The following is a 17,744-nucleotide window of genomic DNA, read 5'->3' on the forward strand; positions in this document are numbered from 1 at the left end:
ATTTCCACAACGTCATCGGGTGGACTCCGAAGTCGGTGGCCACCTGCTCGACCGTCACACCCGGGCCGCGGTTCCTTGCGACTCGCACGACGTCTTGGCTGAACTCTTCCGGATAGGGCTTGGGCACAGCGACATCCTTCCCACCCGCCCCACAGGGCAAGCCAGTTCAGATGTCACCCGATCGTGCAGCAGACCCCAATGGTGATCACGCCTGCGAGGTCGTCCACGGCACATGCCCGGTCGTAGTCGTCTGGAGCGGTCGCGTCTCCAGTAAGTACGCCGGTCTCGGTGGCGCCGCGCCACGCAGGCAGCGCAGAGACGGGAACGACAATCAAGGGGCCGCCCAACGACTCAACCCAGACTGGAGAGGGGGGAGACAGGTCGGCACCTCCGGCAGTCGAAGGGGTGCTCATGCCCACAGTGTGCCGCAGCCCACCGACAGCGCTGTCGCGGGCACCGTGACCAACTATGCCTCAACGCCAAAGTGGTCATGTGATCCCCGCAAGCCAGGCAAGACACGAGCAACGGCTACGCAGCGCGGTAAGACTTTCCCTACTTCATCAAGGCGGCTCGCTCCGCTCGCCGCGCGCGGCCCCGGCTCGCCGCCGGGCCCGACGCTCTTGTCTCCGCCCCGCTCCGGGCCCGGCTACGCCGGCCGCGCGGCTGTAGCGAGCACACCCGAGCGGTGGACGGTAGCCGCCGGTGGCTGGGCCCGGTCGGCTCCACGGCTTTGGGCAGCCACCATGGGGCGAGCCTCGAAGATCGGGGCCCACATCGGGCTATTGCGGGCAGGTCCAGAGACTGCCCGCTTCGCGACCAGCGTACGGGCCCCGATCTCTCGCCCCACGGCAACTCCAGCCCAAAGCCGCTCCCGCCGACCTCATCGGGCCCGTGTGCGATCGTCACGCCTCCAGGTACGTTGAGCCGTCAGCCGAGGGGGAACGCTCGCGAGGGAGCGCCCCGCAACGCGTGGCTGCGGGGCGCCGATCCACTTTCACAACGGGCCCTGGTGGGGTTTAGTCGACCGTCTGCCCGTCGTACATACCGCCCCTGCAGGTCGGGAGCACGGGCGTCGACCGATCGATCGTTCCGCCGCCGTCCGTGCACTCACCCGGGGTGACGCTGTCCGGGGTTACGCTGGCCGGGGTGACGCTGCCGGCGGTGGCGGTGGCGGCGCCTGTGAGGCCGAGTCCGGCGAGGGCTGCCGTGGCGAAGACTGTGGCGAGGATTCGTCGAATGCGCATTTGGTTCGCCTTTCACAGATTGCCTCGGTTGGGGCACTAGCCAGCTTGATCTTCACCCATATGGGTGGCACGTCATGTTGGGCCATTCGAGTGACAGTGTTGTCGGGTGCGGGGTCGGTGACGCGACCCGTCAGAGCGGATGGAAGCCCGTGCCACATCCGTGCCAGAAAGAGCGGATCCCAGCGGTCAAGAGCAGTCAAGCGCGACGCCTCGCGATTAATCACCAGAGGCCGTTTGCGCTGGTCAGCGTCAACCCCCTCCGTGACGGCCCGGTGATTCCCAAGCTCAGAGCGCGGTTTCTATTCGCGGAGTGAGACGCAGCCGTGACACTCCCGCGCCCTGAAGCTGGCGCCCGACTTTTTGCAGTGGAGCGCGGACACCTGTCAGGCTCCGCCCCTGGATCCGATGAGGCTGTTTGAGCCTGCCCCTGGTGAGTACTCGCTCTTGCTCGACGCCGGAGCCGCGACTGTAGGCGGCGTAGTCGATGAGCTCGGTCATGAGCCCAACGGGTACTTCTGGGAAGGTGTGGCTCGGTGGCTCGTCAGTACCGAGGCGCCGGCGCTCGAAGGGCGTTTCGACTACGACTCGGAGGCGGGCCTGTTCTGCGCCCGCGGTACGGATGCCCGCGCTCCGGCGCCTCCACACGCTCGCGGAAGCGGTTGCTGCAGCAGAAGTCAGCGTTCCCGGCCCTATCTCGTGGGGGTAAGGATTTCCCGCGGTACGAGATCAGTCGAGCAGACCGCAACGGACGTCCCGCCCATGGATCGCATCGAGAGGGTCACCAGCGCGGATGCCGTGCCACTGTCGTGCCGGAGCGGGCGGTGGGAAATCCACAGGTCAGGCCGGTGTGGCGGCGTCCTGGGTGGTGGAGTCCGCGAACGCCTCGGGACCCTGCTCCGCCGCTGCCGGGTCCATCCACATGACCTGCCAGCCATGGCCGTCGAGGTCGAAGAAGCTGCGTGAGTACATGAAGCCGTGGTCCTCGGCGGCATCCGCCTCGGAGCCGCCCGCCGCGAGTGCGGCGGCGCTGACCGTGTCGACCTCATCGCGGGACGACACGCTGAAGCAGTACAACGCCAGCGTGTGCGTGGTGGGGTCGGCCATCGGCAGTTTCGCGAACTCCGCGAACTTCCCGCGGCTGAGCAGCATGACGAAGGCCTGCTCGCCGACCAGCATGCAGGCTGCGGACTCGTCGGTGAACTGCGGGTTGAAGCCGAACCCGAGCTTGGCGAAGAACGCCTTGCTGAGTTCGAGGTCCGCTACGGGGAGGTTCACGAACAGCATGCGGCCGGGGTGTGCGGGATTCGTCATGGTGGGTCTCCAGTCGGTGGCTCGATGGCGTGCGTACTGAGAGACCGGCCTGGCCGGCGGAACTCATCGGTGTACCTTCGCCGGCTGCCCGAACAGCAGACGCGGCCGCTTGGACACCTTCGCCCATCAGCTACTGGAACGGCCGGGGCTCCCCCTACCTGCCAACGCCCGACACCGGCTGACGACCGCCCGGAGCATGCCCGGTGGGCGTGCGGTGAGAACCGCACCGGCGGCCGTCAGCTCTCGTGCGCATGGGGATCAGATGACGGTCAGCGTCAGGACCGCCGTGTACGTGCCGGGGGGCGTGGAGGTCGGTGCGTCGAAGTCGAGCCCGGCCCCGGCATCAGCGGTGCCGGGGCCGATGCCGGTGGCCAGTGTCCGGGACTCCTTGAGCCCGTTGCCGTCGCCGGGTACGACCGGGGCGCCCGGCGTGATGGACGGGACATTGCCACGGTCGGCGATCGCGGGGGCCCAGGTCAGGCTGCTCCCGTCGATGGTGCTTCCGGCCGGGCCGGTGAAGTCGCCGACCTGGCCGGAGACCGTCCAGCCGATGTTGCCGGCGCGCGCGGATCGCCGCAACCCGGGGCGACAGCCCGGTGAAGGACGGACAGTGAACGCACCAATGCCGAGGGCCGCGCTGATCGGGGTTGCTGACGGCGTGCCGCGAAGTCGGGCATGGCAGGTGACCGATCCGCCCGACCCGTGCGGCGGGTGGAGGAACGGACCCTCATGCCGCCGGCGAGGTGGCCGGGACATGCCGCGGTCACATCAACGCGGCTGCTGGCGGCGGGGGTTCACATCGGTTCCTGGGCACTGCGCACGGCAACCGCGGCTCGGTCAGCCGCATCGGTGCCGGTGCCACGCCGCGGCCGCGGTCTGCATCGTGGCCGTCCACTCGTTCGGGGAGTCGCCGGCGATCTCGTCCCAGAGCCGGTGCTGCGCTCGCGCGAACGCGTCGCGCCCGGGTGCCGGGGCGGCGGGGAACGCGGGGTGCTCGGCCGACAACTGCTCGGCCTGCTCGGGAGAGTGGCCAGAGGCGATGAGCCAGATGGCCCACAGGGCGGGGTCGATCCACCCGGCGCCTCGGGCGGCCCAGGCCCAGTCGACGAGCCGGGCCCGTCCGGCGATGAGGACGTGGTGCGGGTTCCAGTCGGTGTGGAGCAGCCGGTCCCCGGTGAACAGCCCGGCGTCGTCGCCGGCGTGGGCCCGCAAGCGGTCCGGCATGGTCCTGAGCGGCAGGTCGGGCAGCGGCAGGGCCGCGAGGGTGCGCATCGCATCGGCGACGAGAGCCAGGTGGGCTGAGCCGGGGGCGTAGTCGGCGTGGGGACCGTCGAGGTCCTCGAAGCCGAGGAGGTCCCAGCCCGCCCACCGGGTGTGCCAGAGGAGGGCCGGAGCCAGCGGCGTGACGTGCGGGGCGATGGCCGCTTCGCGTTCCTGCGTCCAGGCCCGTGGATGCCCGAGCCTCAGTCCCTTGACGAAGACGGCGCCCGTCGCCGTATGGATACGGGCCGCGACTTCCGAATTGAGGCCCGTCGGGACCGACTCGGCTTCCAGCACGGGCCCGGTGTGCTCCTCGATGAGGGCCAAGGCGTCGGCGGGGACCTCGGTGAAGCGGTGCGTCGGCATGGTCGGAGGGTCCCAGAACGGGCCGGAGGGGGGCCACGTCGTGCACACGGCACGGCTTCCCTCGGTGACGGTCCGTGGCAGGGTTCGCTGGCCCGGGCCCGCTGTACTGCGCCGGCCGGCCGAGCATGCGGAGCGTCGTGGCGCAGTTGGGGGGCCGCCAGGCGTGGCCGGGGCGGGCGTACGGGCTCCGTCGGCGGGCCTGCTCACCCGTTTGCCGACGGGCGCTTCACCCACCTGGCCGCAGTGCTGGCGGTGCTGGGGTCTGTCCGTGGCTCGTCGTGCTTCCATCCCGTCAGGAGGCACACATGATGCGTGAGGACCGACAGCAGGACACCCACCCGCAGGCGGGTGCGTCACGGCGGCATCTGCTCGCCGCGGCCACTCTGGCGCCGATGCTGGGCGGGGCGATCTCCGCGTGCGCGCCAACCGGAACGTCGAAACAGCACAACCACCCGTCGGTCATGCCCGTGCGCACCGCTCTGACGGACTGGAAGGACGTGTCCGTCGCGCTCGGGCGGACGGGCGACATCAGGCGCGAGTTCATGTACCACACGGGTCTGCCGCGCCGGGACCTCAAGGTGGTCTCGCAGGGCGTCACCGTCAAACCGGGGCTCGCCCTGGGCTCGCACGTGTCCTTCGTCCGCTACGCCGACGGGAACACGCTGCTGATGGGCGACGTGGTGGTCACCGAGAAGGAGATGCAGTCGTTCGCCGACGTGCTGCACGAGCGCAAGATCGAGCAGACGGCGATCCACAAGCACCTGCTCTCGCAGGACCCGGAGATCTGGTGGGTCCACGTCCACGCGCACGGCAAGGACCCCGTGGCCATCGCCACGGGACTGCGTGCGGCGCTCGACCGGACCGGCGCCCCGCCGCCGGGGCGGCCGGACCACACCGTGCCGCGCAAGCTCGACATGGACGTCGCCACCATCGACAAGGTGATGGGCATCAAGGGCGGCATCGACGACGGGGTCTACAAGAACACCTTCGTGCGCCGGGAGACCATCACCGACGCCGGTATGGTCCTGCCGCCGGGCCTCGGATCCACCAGTGCGATCAACTACCAGCCGCTGGGCAACGGCCGCGCCGCGGTCAGCGGCGACTGCGCCATGATCGCCAGCGAGGTCCAGGACGTCCTGGCGGCCCTCAGGCGTGCCGGGTGCCAACTCGTGGAGCTGCACAACCACGGGCTGACGGACGAACCGCGGCTCTTCTTCGTCCACTTCTGGGCCGTCGGTGACGCGGTCAAGCTCGCCAAGGGGATCCGGAAGGCGTTGGACGCCACCAACGTCAAGGGGATGGCGGTGGAGATCGGCTGACGCCCGGCCGGCAGCGGGTACGGGAGGCCCGACCGCCGCTCCGCGCGGGAAGTCCGTTGCGGCTGCGGCGGTCGGCTCCGCCCGCCTTCGTTGTACCGTCTCCACGGACGATCACGGGGAGGGGCGACGGGGATGACCAGACGGTGGTACACCGCCCTGGGCGTGAATCTGCTGCTGGGGATCCCGGGAGTGGTGCCGATGTGGATGCTCTGGTACCTCGCCGCGAACTGGCCGCTCGCCGACCTGGGTCTGACCGTGCGGGAGCCGACGGAGAACGACGGCATCCTGCCCGGGCTGCTGCTCTTCGGGCCCGTCGTGCTCCTCTACGCCGTGCTCTGGTGGGTGGCCAACCGGCCCCTCGCCGTCCGGACGGCGCTGTCCGCACGCACCTACTGGCTGCTCAGCGTCCTGGGCACGTTGCTGCCGACGGCGGCGCTGATCGCCAACTCCTGATCCGCCGGCCGCACGCAGCCCCGCAGTCCCGCCGCGGGGCGGCTCCCCCGCGGCGGGACGGCGCGTGCGGTGCGGGTCAGGCAGGCGTCCGGACCGCGGGTCCGGACGGGGCGGGCCGGGGGATGACGCGGCGACGGCGGGTGGGGAGGCCCATCGTCGGGTTGGCGACGCCCCAGGCGGCGCCCTTGCAGACCAGTTCCTTGTAGAGGGCGGCGAGCCGTCCGGTCAGGGCCGCGCTGACCGCACGGTCGTCGGCGGTGACGTACTGGATCAGGCCCTCCTTGCGGCCGAGCGAGATGCACTGGTTGAAGTACCGCAGTGGGGTGTTGGGGAGCTTGCCGCCGGTCAGGCGGGCCGCGATGGCGTCGGCGGCCTGCCAGGCGGTGGGGATGCCCGAGGCGCACGACATCCGCAGCGGCTTGTCGCCGGGGCCCATCGCCAGGGCGGCGTCGCCGATGGCGTAGACGTCCGGGTGGGAGACCGAGCGCATGGTGCCGTCGACCACGATCCGGCCGGTGCCGGTCGTCTCCAGGGTGGTGGCCCCGGCGATCGGGTGGACGGCGAAGCCGGTGGTCCACACGGTGACCGCGGCCGGGATGGAGGTGCCGTCGGCGGTGGTGACGTGGTCGGCCGCCACGGCGGTGACGGTGGTGTGCTCGTGCACGGTGATGCCGAGCCGGTCGACGACCTTGCGCAGGTGCCGGGCGCCCTTGCCGGAGAGCCAGTCGCCGAGGCCGCCGTGGGCGGCGAGGGCGACGGCGAGGTCCGGGCGGGCCTCGGCGATCTCGGTCGCGGCCTCCAGGCCGGTGAGGCCGCCGCCGACCACGAGCACGGGCCGTCCGGCGTCCAGGGCGGCCAGGCGCTCGCGCACCCGCAGTGCCCCGGGGCGGCCGGCGATCTCGTGGGCGTGCTCGGCGGCGCCGGGGACGCCCTGGTCCTTCCAGCCGCTGCCGAGGGCGTAGACGAGGGTGTCGTAGGTCAGTTCCCCGGCGCCGTCCGCGCCGTGGACGGCGACGGTCCTGCGGTCGGGGTCGATGCCGGTGACCTTCGCCGCCTTCAGTTCGACGCCGGTGCCCGCGAACATCTCGCCGAGGGGCCGGGTGGTGAGGTCCTGGCCGGTCGCGAGCTGGTGCATCCGGACGCGCTCGACGAAGTCGGGCTCCGCGTTGACGAGGGTGATGGCGACGTCCTCGCGGTGCAGCCGCCTGGCGAGGCGCCCGGCGGCGCTGGCTCCGGTGTATCCGGCTCCGAGGACGACGATGCGGTGCTGCATGTCCTGGCTCCTGTCTTCTCTCCAGCGGGTTCGCCCCTTGAACCGGGCGGGCCGCCGTTTCCTGACAGGAACGCGATGTGAAGCACGTCACACCGGGGTCAGAAGGCGTGGAGCAGAGGTTCCCCGTGGTCGCCGGCCGCCCATCGCCCGGTCGCGCGCCGGAGCTTGTCGGGGTTGACCTGGTTGCGTACGGCGGCGATGCCCTCGGCGGTGACCTCCAGGCACATGACGCCGACGACCCGGCCGTCGACGACCGCCACGAGGGCGGGGCCGCCGTTGGCGGTCGTCGCGTGGATCTCGGCCGAGCCGCCGACCAGGGCACGCTTGGCCGTGCCGGGCTTGAACAGGCCCCGCAGGAACTTCGCGACGGCGAGCGCTCCTTCGAACGCCTTCGCGCGGGCCGGGACCTTCCCGCCGCCGTCGCCGACCGCGACGACGTCCTGGGTGAGCAGCCGCACGAGCGGCTCGGTCCGGCCGCTGGTGGCGGCCGCAAGGAACTCCTCGACGACCCGCCGGGTGGCCGCCTCGTCGACCTCGGTACCGGCCTTGCGGGCCTTGCCGTCCGCGATGTGCTTCCTGGCGCGGTGGTGGATCTGCTGGCTGGCGGCCTCGGTGATGTCGAGGATCCCGGCGATCTCGCGGTGCGGGTAGTCGAAGGCCTCCCGCAGCACGTACACCGCGCGCTCGTTGGGGCTGAGGCGCTCCAGCAGGACGAGGACCGCGTACGAGACGGATTCGCGCTGTTCGGCGGTGTCGGCCGGGCCGAGCATCGGGTCACCGGCGAGCAGCGGTTCGGGGAGCCACTGGCCCACGTAGGTCTCGCGCCGGGCCCGGGCCGAGGTCAGCTGGTTGAGGCACAGGTTGGTGAGCACCTTGGTCAGCCACGCCTCGGGGACGTCGATGCGGTCGACGTCGACGGCCTGCCAGCGCAGGAAGGTCTCCTGCACGGCGTCCTCGGCCTCGCTCGCGGAGCCGAGGAGCCGGTAGGCGACGGCCTCCAGGCGCGGCCTGGAGGCCTCGAACCGGTCCACGTCGTGCAGGGTCAGGGCCATGGCCCGGATCCTAGCCCCGCGTCCGGTGTCCGGTCAGTGGGTGATGTCGAGGCGGACGACCGCGCCGATCTCCACGAGCTGGTCGGGCAGGGCCAGGTCGGACACGCCCATGACGGTGCTGGTGGGGCGGTGGTCGCCGCAGTAGGCGGCGTGCAGGCGGGCGGCGGTGTCGAAGTGGTCGCGCAGGCCCCTGACCAGGACGGTGGTCTCGACGATCTGGTCGCGGCCGGCGCCGAAGTGCTCCAGCACGCGGTCGAGGTTGTCGAGGGTCGTGCTCATCTGGAGCTCGAAGTCGCCGGTCCCGATGAAGGTTCCGGCGCTGTCGTGGGACAACTGCCCCGAGATGTAGAGCGTGTCGCCGGCCTGTACGGCCTGGCTGTACCCGTAGAGCGATTCCCACGGCATGCCGAAGTTGAATTCCCTGGACCGGACGGTCACGGTGCTCTCCTCGTCGTCGACTGGACCGGCCCCGCGTGGACGGGGGCCGACAGCTGAGACCGGAGCCGTCGTGGGGGTGTGACAGGAGCGGGGCGAGGGCGGCCCGCCGGCCGGAAGTCCCGCGGCGGTTCGCCACGGGACTTCCGGCCGGTCGGGGTGTGCCGCGGTCGGTGGGGCGGGGAGCCCTCAGCGGAACGGGAAGTACCCGCCGAAGCCGCCGACGGGGACGGCCACGGGGACGACGACGACGGGGACGAAACCGCCGTAGAAGTTGTTGCCGTAGAACCCGTTGCCGCGGAAGCCGCCGATGCCGCCGAAGCCACCGCCGCCCTGGACGTAGCTGGTCGGGGCCGTCTGGAGGGCTGAGGTCGTGATCTGTGGTGCCGCGTCGGCGGTGCCCGCCGCGACGACGGCGAGCAACGGTGCCGCCAGCGCTGCGGCGACAGTCCGGCGGACGGTGATGTTTGCACGCATGTCAATCTCCTTCGTACGTGAAGATTGGTGGACAACGGCCGTGCCATTTCCGACCGTCGTCGAACCGGCTTCGTGTGCCTGGAGCCGGTAGGACGAGGGCCACGTGACCCACGCGTTCTCGCTCACCGGGCAGGGACGCCGTGATGCAAGGCGGCAAACGCCGAGGACATGACCGTGACACGGGTGGGGCCCGTAGTCAAAAGAAAGCGCCGCGGCGCAGCGCCGCGGCGGGCGCTTCTTCGCAGGTCAGGGGCTATGCGAGGGCGCTGTGGGAAATCTTCCGGGCGCCGGGGGCGGGCGTTCACCCACCGGCGGCCCTTGGCCAGGACCCGGGGGTCACGGTCACCCTCCGTCGCCGGCGGTCCGGACCGCGCCCGGCCGCGTCACACGATCGCCGGGTCCGCCTCCTCGCGCAGCGTCCAGGAGGGGCCGTCCGGAAGGGCCATACCCGCTTCTCCGGTCCCGCGCAACGGGAGGACGTCCACCGGGGCCGGCCCCGGCGCCGCCGACGTGGGGGCCCGGCTGGACCTCGACGCGCCGACGGGCACGCCACCCGGCACCTACACGGCTGTCCTGACGCTCACCGTCATCTGACCGCGGCCGGGACGCCGGGCACGGACGCGGCCGCGGCCGGGGACGGGCGACGGCGGTCGCCCGTCCCCGGCCGTTCAGGTCAGGTCAGGTCAGGTCAGGTCAGGTCAGGTCAGCCGGTGACGCTGGCCCGGCCGGTCTCCAGGTGGCCGGTGAAGCGCTGCGACCAGGTGCGGTCGCAGTCGGCCGTGACGGTGACGTCGTACCAGCCGTCGCTGACCTCCAGCGGGTTGACCGTCCACGCCTCCTTGCCGTGCGGGGCGACCCGCACCTTCGTGGGGGCGCCGTGGATGTAGTGGTTGTGCGTGACGGTGAACGTCACCGGCTTGCGGCCGTCGTTGCGCAGCCACAGCTTGAGCTTCGGGTGGGCGGTCGCCCTGCCGTCGTGGTAGCGGGCCTCGACGACGAGGTCCTTGCCGGCGCCGGCGGTGTCGCCGGTGAAGCGGCGCAGGAACCGGTTGGGGCCCGTGACCGTCAGGTCGTAGGCGGTGTCGCCGGCGGTGGAGCCGACGGGGCCGGTGCCGGTGACCCTCGCGCCCGCGGGGACGGTGTACTGGCCGGGGAACGCGGCCGGGTACGCGGCCAGCGAGGGGAACCCGCCGAGGTTGTTGTGGACGGAGAAGTGGCTCGCCTTGGTGGCGAAGGGGGCCTCGTTGCCGAGCTCCAGCTCGACCGCGCCGTCGGCGAAGCCGGTCAGGTTGGCGCTGGGCTGGTACGGCAGCGGGCGGGCCCGCTTGGTGCCCTTCTCCTGCGTGGGCATCGCGTTGTCGCCGGGCAGCGGGGTGTACCGGGTCTCGGGGACGAGCGGACCGGTGTCGGGCAGGTGGGGCAGCCCGTAGACGGGGGAGGCGAAGTCGAGGGCGCTGGTGAGGTCGCCGCACACCTCGCGCCGCCAGTCGCTGATGTTGGGGCAGATGGCAGGCGTGCCGAGGGCGGTGGTCCACTTCTCCAGGAACTGGATGACCGAGGTGTGGTCGGAGACCTCCGAGGTCACCCAGCCGCCGCGGGTCCAGGGCGAGATGAGCAGCAGCGGCACGCGGAAGCCGAGGCCGACCGGGAGGGGCTCGGTGACGCCGTACTGGCCCATGGTGCCGGAGACGAACTCGTCGGCCTCCCCGGGGGCGGGGACGGGCGGCGGGACGTGGTCGAACTGGCCGTCGTTCTCGTCGTAGTTGACGATCACCAGCGTCGAGTCGAAGACGTCCGGGTCGGCGTGGAGGGCCTCCAGGACGCCGCGCAGGAAGTACCCGCCGTTGCTGGGCGCGGTGACCGGGTGCTCGGAGAAGAACTGGTTGTTGACGACCCAGCTGACCTGCGGCAGCGTGCCGCCCAGCACGTCCGCGCGGATCGCGGCGCTGATGTTGTCGGCGTTGCCCGCGAGGCCGGTGACCGGCTCGGGGACGTCCTTGACGCCGTTGTCGTAATAGACGTTGCCGGGGGCGGCCTGACCTCCCTGGGTGGGGTCGAGCCTGGCGAAGGTGCCGAAGTACTCCAGCCCGTTGTCGCCGTAGTCGTCGGCGCACTGGTAGACGCGCCAGCTGACGCCGGCCTCCTGGAGCGTCTCGGCGTAGGACTCCCAGGGCAGGAACCTGCCACGCTCGTCGCCGCCGTCGTTGGCGGTGAAGTCGCCGTGCTTCTTGTCGGCGTTGATGGTGCCGCCCCACAGGTAGGTGCGGTTCGGGCCGGTCGCGCTGAGCACGGAGCAGTGGTAGGCGTCGCCGACGGTGTAGGTGTCGGCGAGGGCGTAGTGGAAGGGCAGGTCCTTGCGGTCCAGGTAGCCGAGGGTGGTGGGACCGCCCTTGGCGTAGTACCAGCCGTTCATGAGGCCGCCGTACCAGGCGCCGTGCTGGTCGGTCCAGCCGTGGCTGGTGCCGCCGTAGTTGGCGGCGCCGAGCTCGGCGCTCGGCGGGGTCGGGCCGCTCCAGGACTTCGCGCCGCTCAGCCGCCACGGGTACTGGGTCTCGGCGCCCTCCGTCGGCGTCTTGGGCTGCTGCCACACGGAGCCGCCGCCGGGCAGCTGGATCGTCGCGCGGTCGCCGAAGCCGCGTACGCCCCTGAGGGCACCGAAGTAGTGGTCGAAACTGCGGTTCTCCTGCATGATCACGACGACGTGCTTGATGTCGCGGATGTCGCCGTGCGCGTGGCCGTGGCCGTGGCCGCGCGGGACGGGCCCGGCCTGGGCGGGGGTCGCGGCGGCGCTCACGCCGGGCAGCGTGGCGCCGATGGCGGCCGCGCCGGCGACGGTCGCGGCGGTGCCGAGGAAGTCTCTCCGGGACACTGAGGACATGGCTCAAAACCTCCGGTTGGGAGATACAACTACCTGGAGACCTTGATCCTGCGTCCTTGCCCACAGGTGTCGGGAACCGGGCGCGGACATGGACGGGCCGAGGCGCCCGCCCCCCTGCCGCTCGGCCTGCCGGAAGCCGGGACCCCTTCCCGAATCCTTGACGTGTCAAATAAATGCCTCTATGTTTGCTTGACACGTCAAGCGATGATGGGAGCAGGGCGGGCCCAATACCGTCGCCCCGGGGCCCGTCCGCGCCGCCCCCAGGATGAGGAGTCACGACCATGGCACAGCCGCACGGCGAGGAGCTGCAGGCGATCCTGGAGCGCCAGGCGGAACTGAGGGACCGTTATCTCCTCCCGGCCGAGGAACGCCCGGCACCCACCACCCAGGGGGTCCACCACGCCGCGTTCATCGCCCGGGACGTCGAGGAGACCATCCTCTTCTACCGGGACGTACTGGGGCTTCCGCTGGTGGACCTGATCGAGAACCGCGACTACCGCGGATCGACCCACTTCTTCTTCGACATGGGCGGCGAGAACATGCTCGCCTTCTTCGACTTCCCGGGCCACCCCCACCCCGACTACGCGGAGACGGTGGGCGGCGGCCACCACGTCGCCCTCGCGGTCACGCAGGAGGCCTACGACATGGTCAAGGCCCGCCTCGACGAGCGGGGCCTGCCGTACGCGTCCTTCCCCACCGAGGTCGCGGACAGCATGTTCCTGGCCGACCCCAACGGGCTCAGGATCGAGCTCATCACGGAGCGGAAGGGCTACGCGCTCGGGGAGTACATCCTCTGACGCGGCGGGCCCCTCCCGCACGGGTGCCGGGCGTCGATCGAACGGGCGGAAGACCACCCGGCGGCCGTCGGCCCGGCTCCGGCGCGTCTTCGGGTCCTGGCGGCGGGGCGGGAGGCCTCATGGCCCCGGGGCCCCGCCGTCCTCGCGGACTGACGGCCCGGGGTCAGCCCTTCTGCGTCTCCTTGTCGCGGAGCGCCTTCTCCACGGCGTCCCGGACGCGGGTGTCCTCGCGCTGCTTGCGCCGCGTGCGGCCGCGGCGGGTGAGGACGATCGCGGCGGCGACGGCCGCGGCGAGGAGGACGATCAGCAGGACCAGCACCCAGGGCACGGCCCAGCCGTGGGCGGTGGCCTCGACCGGGTCCAGCGGGGTGATCGAGCCCGACGCGTCGGTGAGCATCGGGGTGAGGGTGGCGGTCGCGGTGAGGCGGACGGCGGGTGCGACGCCGTGGACGGGCACCTTCACCTTCCAGCTCTCGCCGGGGAGCAGCTCCGGCGGCGCGGGGATGTCGCCGGCCTTCGCCCGCAGCCATCCGAACGGGCCGGCCACCGAGACGGACTGGCGGGCCGACAGCATCGCGTTGCCGGTGTTGTGGATCGTGTACGTGACGGTGGCGTCGCCCGAGGCGAAGGGGCCGGCCGGGCCGTCGTAGTCGAGGTGGAGGTCCTCGACGGCGAGCTTCGGCTTGAGCTCCCCGCTGACCCGCAGCTTGACCCGGATGCCCAGGCGCCGGTCCACGTTGATGCCCTGGGCCTCGTCGGACTGCTTGAGCGAGGTCAGGATGCCGCCCACGTAGTCGCCGGGGGTGGCGTTGTCCGGAACGGTGACGGTGAAGGGGATCTCGGCGGTCTTGCCGGGCTTGATCTCGACGCTGTCGCGGTCGGCGTGGACCCAGGCGCCGATCCCGACGGACTTCTTGTCCTTGGTGAGCAGGTCGAGCTGCCCGGTGTCGGTGGTGTAGCCGTCGGCGGCGTAGAGCGCGAGCCGCAGCGCGGAGGTGCTGCGGTTGGCCACGACCATGGCGTCCTTGACCTGTCCGCCGGGGTTCGCGGTGTAGCTGTAGCTGGACCGGTCGTTGCCGAACCCGTTCGCGGCCGTCCTGACCGTCCAGGTGACGTCGCCGTCGGCCGCACGGGCGGGGCCGGCGTGGAGGCCCACGAGGGCGAGGGCCGCGAGCAGGACCAGGACGGCGGTGCGGGCGAGGGGCGTCGTGCGGCGCGGTGCGGACGGGTGCATGTCGGGGTTCTCCTGGAGCGGGAGGCGGGGCAGGCACCGACGGTGCCTGCCCCGCCGTCAAACGGGTACGGTCAGCTGCTCAGCGCAGTGATCGTGAGGGTGGCGCGGTAGCCGCCCTTCTCGACGCTGTCCGGGATCTTCAGATCCAGGTCGGCGCCGAGCTTGGCGGAACCCCGCGGGTGGCCCTGCTCGGCGGAGCCGAGGCCACGCGAGACGGACAGGCCCTGGCCGTGGTCGTCGTAACCGGAGGTCACCGGGTCACCGGCCGCGGCACCGGCGCCGCCGTCCAGGACGTACGGCGTCCAGCCGAGGTAGGAGCCGGAGAACGTCTTGTCGGCGTCCTTGAAGTCGCCCACGTTGGCCGAGATCGACCACGGGGCGAGCGAACGGCGGCTGTCGGAGACGAGGATCGGGTTGATCTTGCCGCCCGCGACGAAGTGGTCGCCGTTCTGCTCCTTGGCGGTACCGAGGTCCACCAGGCCGTTGTAGCCGTCGATCGTCCAGCCGAACTCACCCGGAGCCGGGTTGGGGACGTTGACCTGCAGGTCCTGCTTGTCCCCGTGGTACGGGTGCACCGTGACGTCGTCGACGTGCGAACCGACCGGCTGGTCGGCGCCGTTGGCGGCGCTGCGGACGTTCTCGACGACGAGCTTGTCGTTGCGCACCTGGACCTTGACGTAGGTGCGGACGTGCTCCTGGTTCTGGACCGAGTTGTACCAGTAGTTGTCCGGGTTCAGCGGGTCGGCGCCGTTGCCCGCGCCGCTGGTGCCGCTGCTGTCCGGCTTGGTGATGTCGTAGTACTTCGAGCCCGAGGCGGAGTTGGCCGTCACGTAGAGGACGCCGCCGGGACCCGGGTACACGTCGGAGGCACCAGGCTGCTCGGCCGGGTTCTCCTTCTCACCGTTCTTGATCAGGTAGCTGCGGGAGTAGCTGTGGTCGTGGCCCTGCAGGACCAGGTCCACGCCGAGCTTGGAGAACGTGGTCGGGAAGTCCTGACGACGCTGCTTGTTGTCGCCGTCCTTGGCGTGCGAGGCCGGCGAGTAGATCGCGTGGTGGTAGACGAGGACCTTCCACTTGGCCTCGTTGCCGTGCTTGTTGATGACGTCGGTCACGTAGTTGACGTGCGCCGCGTCACCGCCGCCGTTGGCGGAGTTGTAGCTGTTGCTGTTCAGGTCGATGAACAGCACGTCCTTGTAGATGTACCAGTAGTCACCGCCCGACTTGGTGCCCGCGGGGTTCCCGTTGTCGTAGTACGGGGCCGAGCGGTCGGTGTTCGGGGTGGTGAAGTGCTGCTCGTAGGCCTTGCCGCCGACGTCGTGGTTGCCGATGGTGGCGGCCCACGGGTACTGGCGCAGTCCGTCGGGGGCGAGGAAGGAGTTCCACTGGGACTCGGTGTTGGCCGTCTCGACCTGGTCACCGCCCGACACCAGGATCTCGGCGTTCGGGTTGGCCCGCAGCGAGACGTCGACCGTGTCCTGCCAGCCGGCCTGGTCGGCGGCCAGGTTGCCGGACGCGCCGATCTGCGGGTCGCCGTAGAACAGGAAGTCGTACTCGCCCTCGAAGTCCTGCGTCTTGAAGGAGTACGTGGAGGACCAGTTGCCCTCGCTGCCGACGCGGTAGGAGTACTGGGTGTTCTCCTTCAGGCCGGTGATCGTCGCGTGGCGGTTGTAGCCGCCGCTGGAGGCGATGTTCGCCGCGCCGATGGCGTCGAAGGTGGCGGCACCGGCCGGGAACTGGCCGTCGGCCACCTGCGCGGTCGGCGCGAGCTGGATCTGCTGCGCCGTGTCGGCGGAGGAGTACCAGGTCACGGTGCGCTGGGCCTCGTTGGCGCCGACACCGAGGACGATGCCGCTGAGGGTGGCGGTGTCGGCGGCGGACGCCGAGGTGACCAGCCCGTTGCCAAGGGCAACCGTCAGGCCGAGGAACGCCGCGGTGGCCCCGGTGGCCACACGGCGCCGCGCGGACCCGGAGGTCCGCGAGGAGTTGCTCGATCTCATTTTTGTCTTTTCCTTCTGTGCACGAATCGTGTGCATCGAGTGGAGACCCCCACGCTCACCTCGGCAGGTAAAGCGAACATAAATGCGAGCCCCGAGATAGTTGAACTTCACACGTGTCCTGGACGTAGTCTCAGAATCCGGACACTCGTTGCACGAACCACACCAGCCCCATGACGGACACCCCCGCGGAAATCGCGCCCGTGCTCCAGAGCCCGGCCCGCGCCGACCGGCGGCGCAGCACCAGCAGCAGCGGGAAGACGACGGCAATGATGGCCAGCTGGACGGCCTCGATGCCGACGTTGAACACCAGCAGGGACCACAGCAGGGTCCACGACCACGCCTCGTCGATCCCCAGCGCGCCCGCGAAGCCGAGGCCGTGCACCAGGCCGAAGCAGAACACCACGCCGAGGCGGGTCCATCCGGCCCGGTCCAGGCTGAAATGCCCCTGCCCGGCGGCCTCGAGGTCGGTCGCGTGGTCACCGCGCCGCCAGATCCGCCACAGGTACCAGCCGGCGACCACGGCGATCGACAGCGCGATGACGGGCTCGACGATGCGCGCGGGCACGTCGACCACGCCCAGCGCGGCGAGCATGAACGTCACCGAGTGCGCCAGGGTGAAGCTGGTGGCCGCCAGCACGATCTCGCGCGGCCGCCGCGATCCGGCGATCAGGGCGAGCAGGAACAGGATGTGGTCGATCCCGGTCAGCAGGTGCTCGGCGCCGAGGCGGAAGAACTCCCAGAACCGCTCGTACCAGGACTGGCCGATGGAGAAGGACGGGTGCTCGGCGTCGAGCGCGGCACTGCCGGAACTGCCGTCGACCGCGTACGTGACGATCGTCTTGGTGCCCTTGACGTAGCCCTCGGAATCGGGGAACAGCCCGCTGCGCACCTCGCGGTCCTCGCCCTGCGGGCAGTTCCAGTCCAGGCGGAGGGTGGCGTACGGCACGCCCTCCCGGCGGCCCATCGTGAAGCCTCCGGCCTGGGCGGGGGTGCAGGCCTTGCCGTCGGAACTCACCCTGAAACGCCCGGTGGCGTACGCGACGGCCGACGTCGCGTGCGCCTCCAGCGCCGCGGCCTGGGCGGTGGCGTCGCCGGCGTCGAACGCGGCGGTCCCTTCGCGGAAGAGGGTGTCGTCGTGCTGGTAGTCGGCGGCGGACACGACGAAGAGGTCGTACTCGAGCTGCAGCGTGGTCCGTATGCGGCCTCCGTCGGCCGGGGCGACGTCCACGTACACGGTCGAGGTGAAGCCGTGCGCGAGCGCGGACTGCTGCCCGAGACCCAGGAAGGCGATCACCGCCGCGGTGATCCCGACGAGGGTGCGGCGGACGCGATGTGACATGTGGCTCCTTCAGGTTGCCACTGCACCGTGCACGTCACGGGTGAACCGGAACCGGCCGGTCGGCGAATCGTGAGAAAACAAGTTCGACAACGGCGCCCCCCCGGATGAGACGACGGGAACGGGATTGCAGGATGGGGGCGGCACCACCTGTCACCACCCGGAGGTCGATCGCCTTGCGCCCCCCGCTTCGCGCCGCTGCCACCCTGGCCGCGGCCGCCGCGCTGCTCACCGGATGCGGCTCCGGCGACGACTGGTCACACCCGCACCCCAGCCCCAGCGCCGTCGGCACCCCGGGCCCCGGGTTCGTCG

The 17,744-nt window shown here is 71.1% G+C and carries 16 protein-coding genes and 1 pseudogene; 4 read left to right on the forward strand and 13 right to left on the reverse strand.

Annotated elements, in window-relative coordinates; all coding sequences use genetic code 11:
• Positions 1-173: 173 nt before the first annotated feature.
• Positions 174-413: an Imm21 family immunity protein gene (locus tag PV341_RS33960; RefSeq protein ID WP_500359853.1), complete on the reverse strand. Its 240-nt coding sequence runs from the start codon at positions 411-413 to the stop codon at positions 174-176.
• A 603-nt stretch (positions 414-1,016) separates the two neighbouring features.
• On the reverse strand, positions 1,017-1,244 hold the full coding sequence (locus tag PV341_RS33965) for a hypothetical protein (protein WP_500359855.1): 228 nt from the start codon (positions 1,242-1,244) through the stop codon (positions 1,017-1,019).
• Positions 1,245-1,649: 405 nt separating this feature from the next.
• On the opposite strand from PV341_RS33965, the pseudogene PV341_RS33970 reads away from it, so the two are divergent.
• Positions 1,650-1,856: pseudogene (locus PV341_RS33970) on the forward strand (Imm51 family immunity protein); the annotation flags it as partial.
• A gap of 225 nt (positions 1,857-2,081) precedes the next feature.
• Here the strand turns inward: PV341_RS33970 and PV341_RS33975 are convergent.
• The 3 genes from PV341_RS33975 to PV341_RS33985 form a co-directional block, all read right to left on the reverse strand.
• Positions 2,082-2,555 (reverse strand): VOC family protein, encoded by a 474-nt coding sequence (locus PV341_RS33975; protein WP_500322166.1) that lies wholly within the window; start codon positions 2,553-2,555, stop codon positions 2,082-2,084.
• A 258-nt stretch (positions 2,556-2,813) separates the two neighbouring features.
• Positions 2,814-3,134: a hypothetical protein gene (locus PV341_RS33980; RefSeq protein WP_500322165.1), complete on the reverse strand. Its 321-nt coding sequence runs from the start codon at positions 3,132-3,134 to the stop codon at positions 2,814-2,816.
• 258 nt (positions 3,135-3,392) lie between these two features.
• Positions 3,393-4,181, reverse strand: a complete 789-nt coding sequence (locus tag PV341_RS33985; protein ID WP_500359856.1) for an aminoglycoside phosphotransferase — start codon at positions 4,179-4,181, stop codon at positions 3,393-3,395.
• 308 nt (positions 4,182-4,489) lie between these two features.
• Here PV341_RS33985 and PV341_RS33990 point away from each other — a divergent pair, with 308 nt between their 5' ends.
• Together PV341_RS33990 and PV341_RS33995 are read left to right on the forward strand one after the other, a co-directional pair.
• Entirely contained in the window at positions 4,490-5,500 is a 1,011-nt protein-coding gene (locus tag PV341_RS33990; protein ID WP_500359858.1) for a DUF1259 domain-containing protein, read from the forward strand.
• A gap of 132 nt (positions 5,501-5,632) precedes the next feature.
• Complete coding sequence (locus tag PV341_RS33995; RefSeq protein WP_500322162.1) at positions 5,633-5,953, forward strand: hypothetical protein; 321 nt, start codon at positions 5,633-5,635, stop codon at positions 5,951-5,953.
• 76 nt (positions 5,954-6,029) lie between these two features.
• Here the strand turns inward: PV341_RS33995 and PV341_RS34000 are convergent, their stop codons facing one another.
• The 5 genes from PV341_RS34000 to PV341_RS34020 form a co-directional block, all read right to left on the reverse strand.
• A complete protein-coding gene (locus PV341_RS34000; protein WP_500322160.1) occupies positions 6,030-7,226 on the reverse strand; it encodes an NAD(P)/FAD-dependent oxidoreductase in 1,197 nt (398 codons plus the stop codon).
• Positions 7,227-7,324: 98 nt separating this feature from the next.
• Complete coding sequence (gene sigJ, locus PV341_RS34005; protein WP_500322159.1) at positions 7,325-8,278, reverse strand: RNA polymerase sigma factor SigJ; 954 nt, start codon at positions 8,276-8,278, stop codon at positions 7,325-7,327.
• A gap of 33 nt (positions 8,279-8,311) precedes the next feature.
• Positions 8,312-8,716, reverse strand: coding sequence for a RidA family protein (locus PV341_RS34010; RefSeq protein ID WP_500359859.1), 405 nt, complete (start codon positions 8,714-8,716; stop codon positions 8,312-8,314).
• Positions 8,717-8,902: 186 nt separating this feature from the next.
• The gene (locus PV341_RS34015) at positions 8,903-9,190 is read right to left on the reverse strand and encodes a hypothetical protein (RefSeq protein ID WP_500322157.1); all 288 of its coding nucleotides are present in this window, start codon (positions 9,188-9,190) and stop codon (positions 8,903-8,905) included.
• 703 nt (positions 9,191-9,893) lie between these two features.
• On the reverse strand, positions 9,894-12,068 hold the full coding sequence (locus tag PV341_RS34020) for a phosphocholine-specific phospholipase C (protein ID WP_500359860.1): 2,175 nt from the start codon (positions 12,066-12,068) through the stop codon (positions 9,894-9,896).
• Between the two features lie 281 nt (positions 12,069-12,349).
• Between PV341_RS34020 and PV341_RS34025 the strand changes: the two genes are divergently transcribed.
• Positions 12,350-12,865: a VOC family protein gene (locus PV341_RS34025; RefSeq protein ID WP_500322154.1), complete on the forward strand. Its 516-nt coding sequence runs from the start codon at positions 12,350-12,352 to the stop codon at positions 12,863-12,865.
• A gap of 163 nt (positions 12,866-13,028) precedes the next feature.
• On the opposite strand, the gene PV341_RS34030 is transcribed toward PV341_RS34025, so the two are convergent.
• The 3 genes from PV341_RS34030 to PV341_RS34040 all read right to left on the reverse strand — a co-directional run bounded on the left by PV341_RS34030 (position 13,029) and on the right by PV341_RS34040 (position 17,435).
• Positions 13,029-14,099: a COG1470 family protein gene (locus PV341_RS34030; protein ID WP_500322152.1), complete on the reverse strand. Its 1,071-nt coding sequence runs from the start codon at positions 14,097-14,099 to the stop codon at positions 13,029-13,031.
• Between the two features lie 71 nt (positions 14,100-14,170).
• A complete protein-coding gene (locus PV341_RS34035) occupies positions 14,171-16,096 on the reverse strand; it encodes a purple acid phosphatase family protein (protein ID WP_500359862.1) in 1,926 nt (641 codons plus the stop codon).
• A gap of 130 nt (positions 16,097-16,226) precedes the next feature.
• Positions 16,227-17,435 (reverse strand): HupE/UreJ family protein, encoded by a 1,209-nt coding sequence (locus PV341_RS34040; RefSeq protein WP_500359863.1) that lies wholly within the window; start codon positions 17,433-17,435, stop codon positions 16,227-16,229.
• Positions 17,436-17,744: the final 309 nt, after the last annotated feature.

The sequence above is a fragment of the Streptomyces sp. PA03-1a genome (assembly GCF_033792805.1).
Lineage (GTDB): Bacteria > Actinomycetota > Actinomycetes > Streptomycetales > Streptomycetaceae > Actinacidiphila.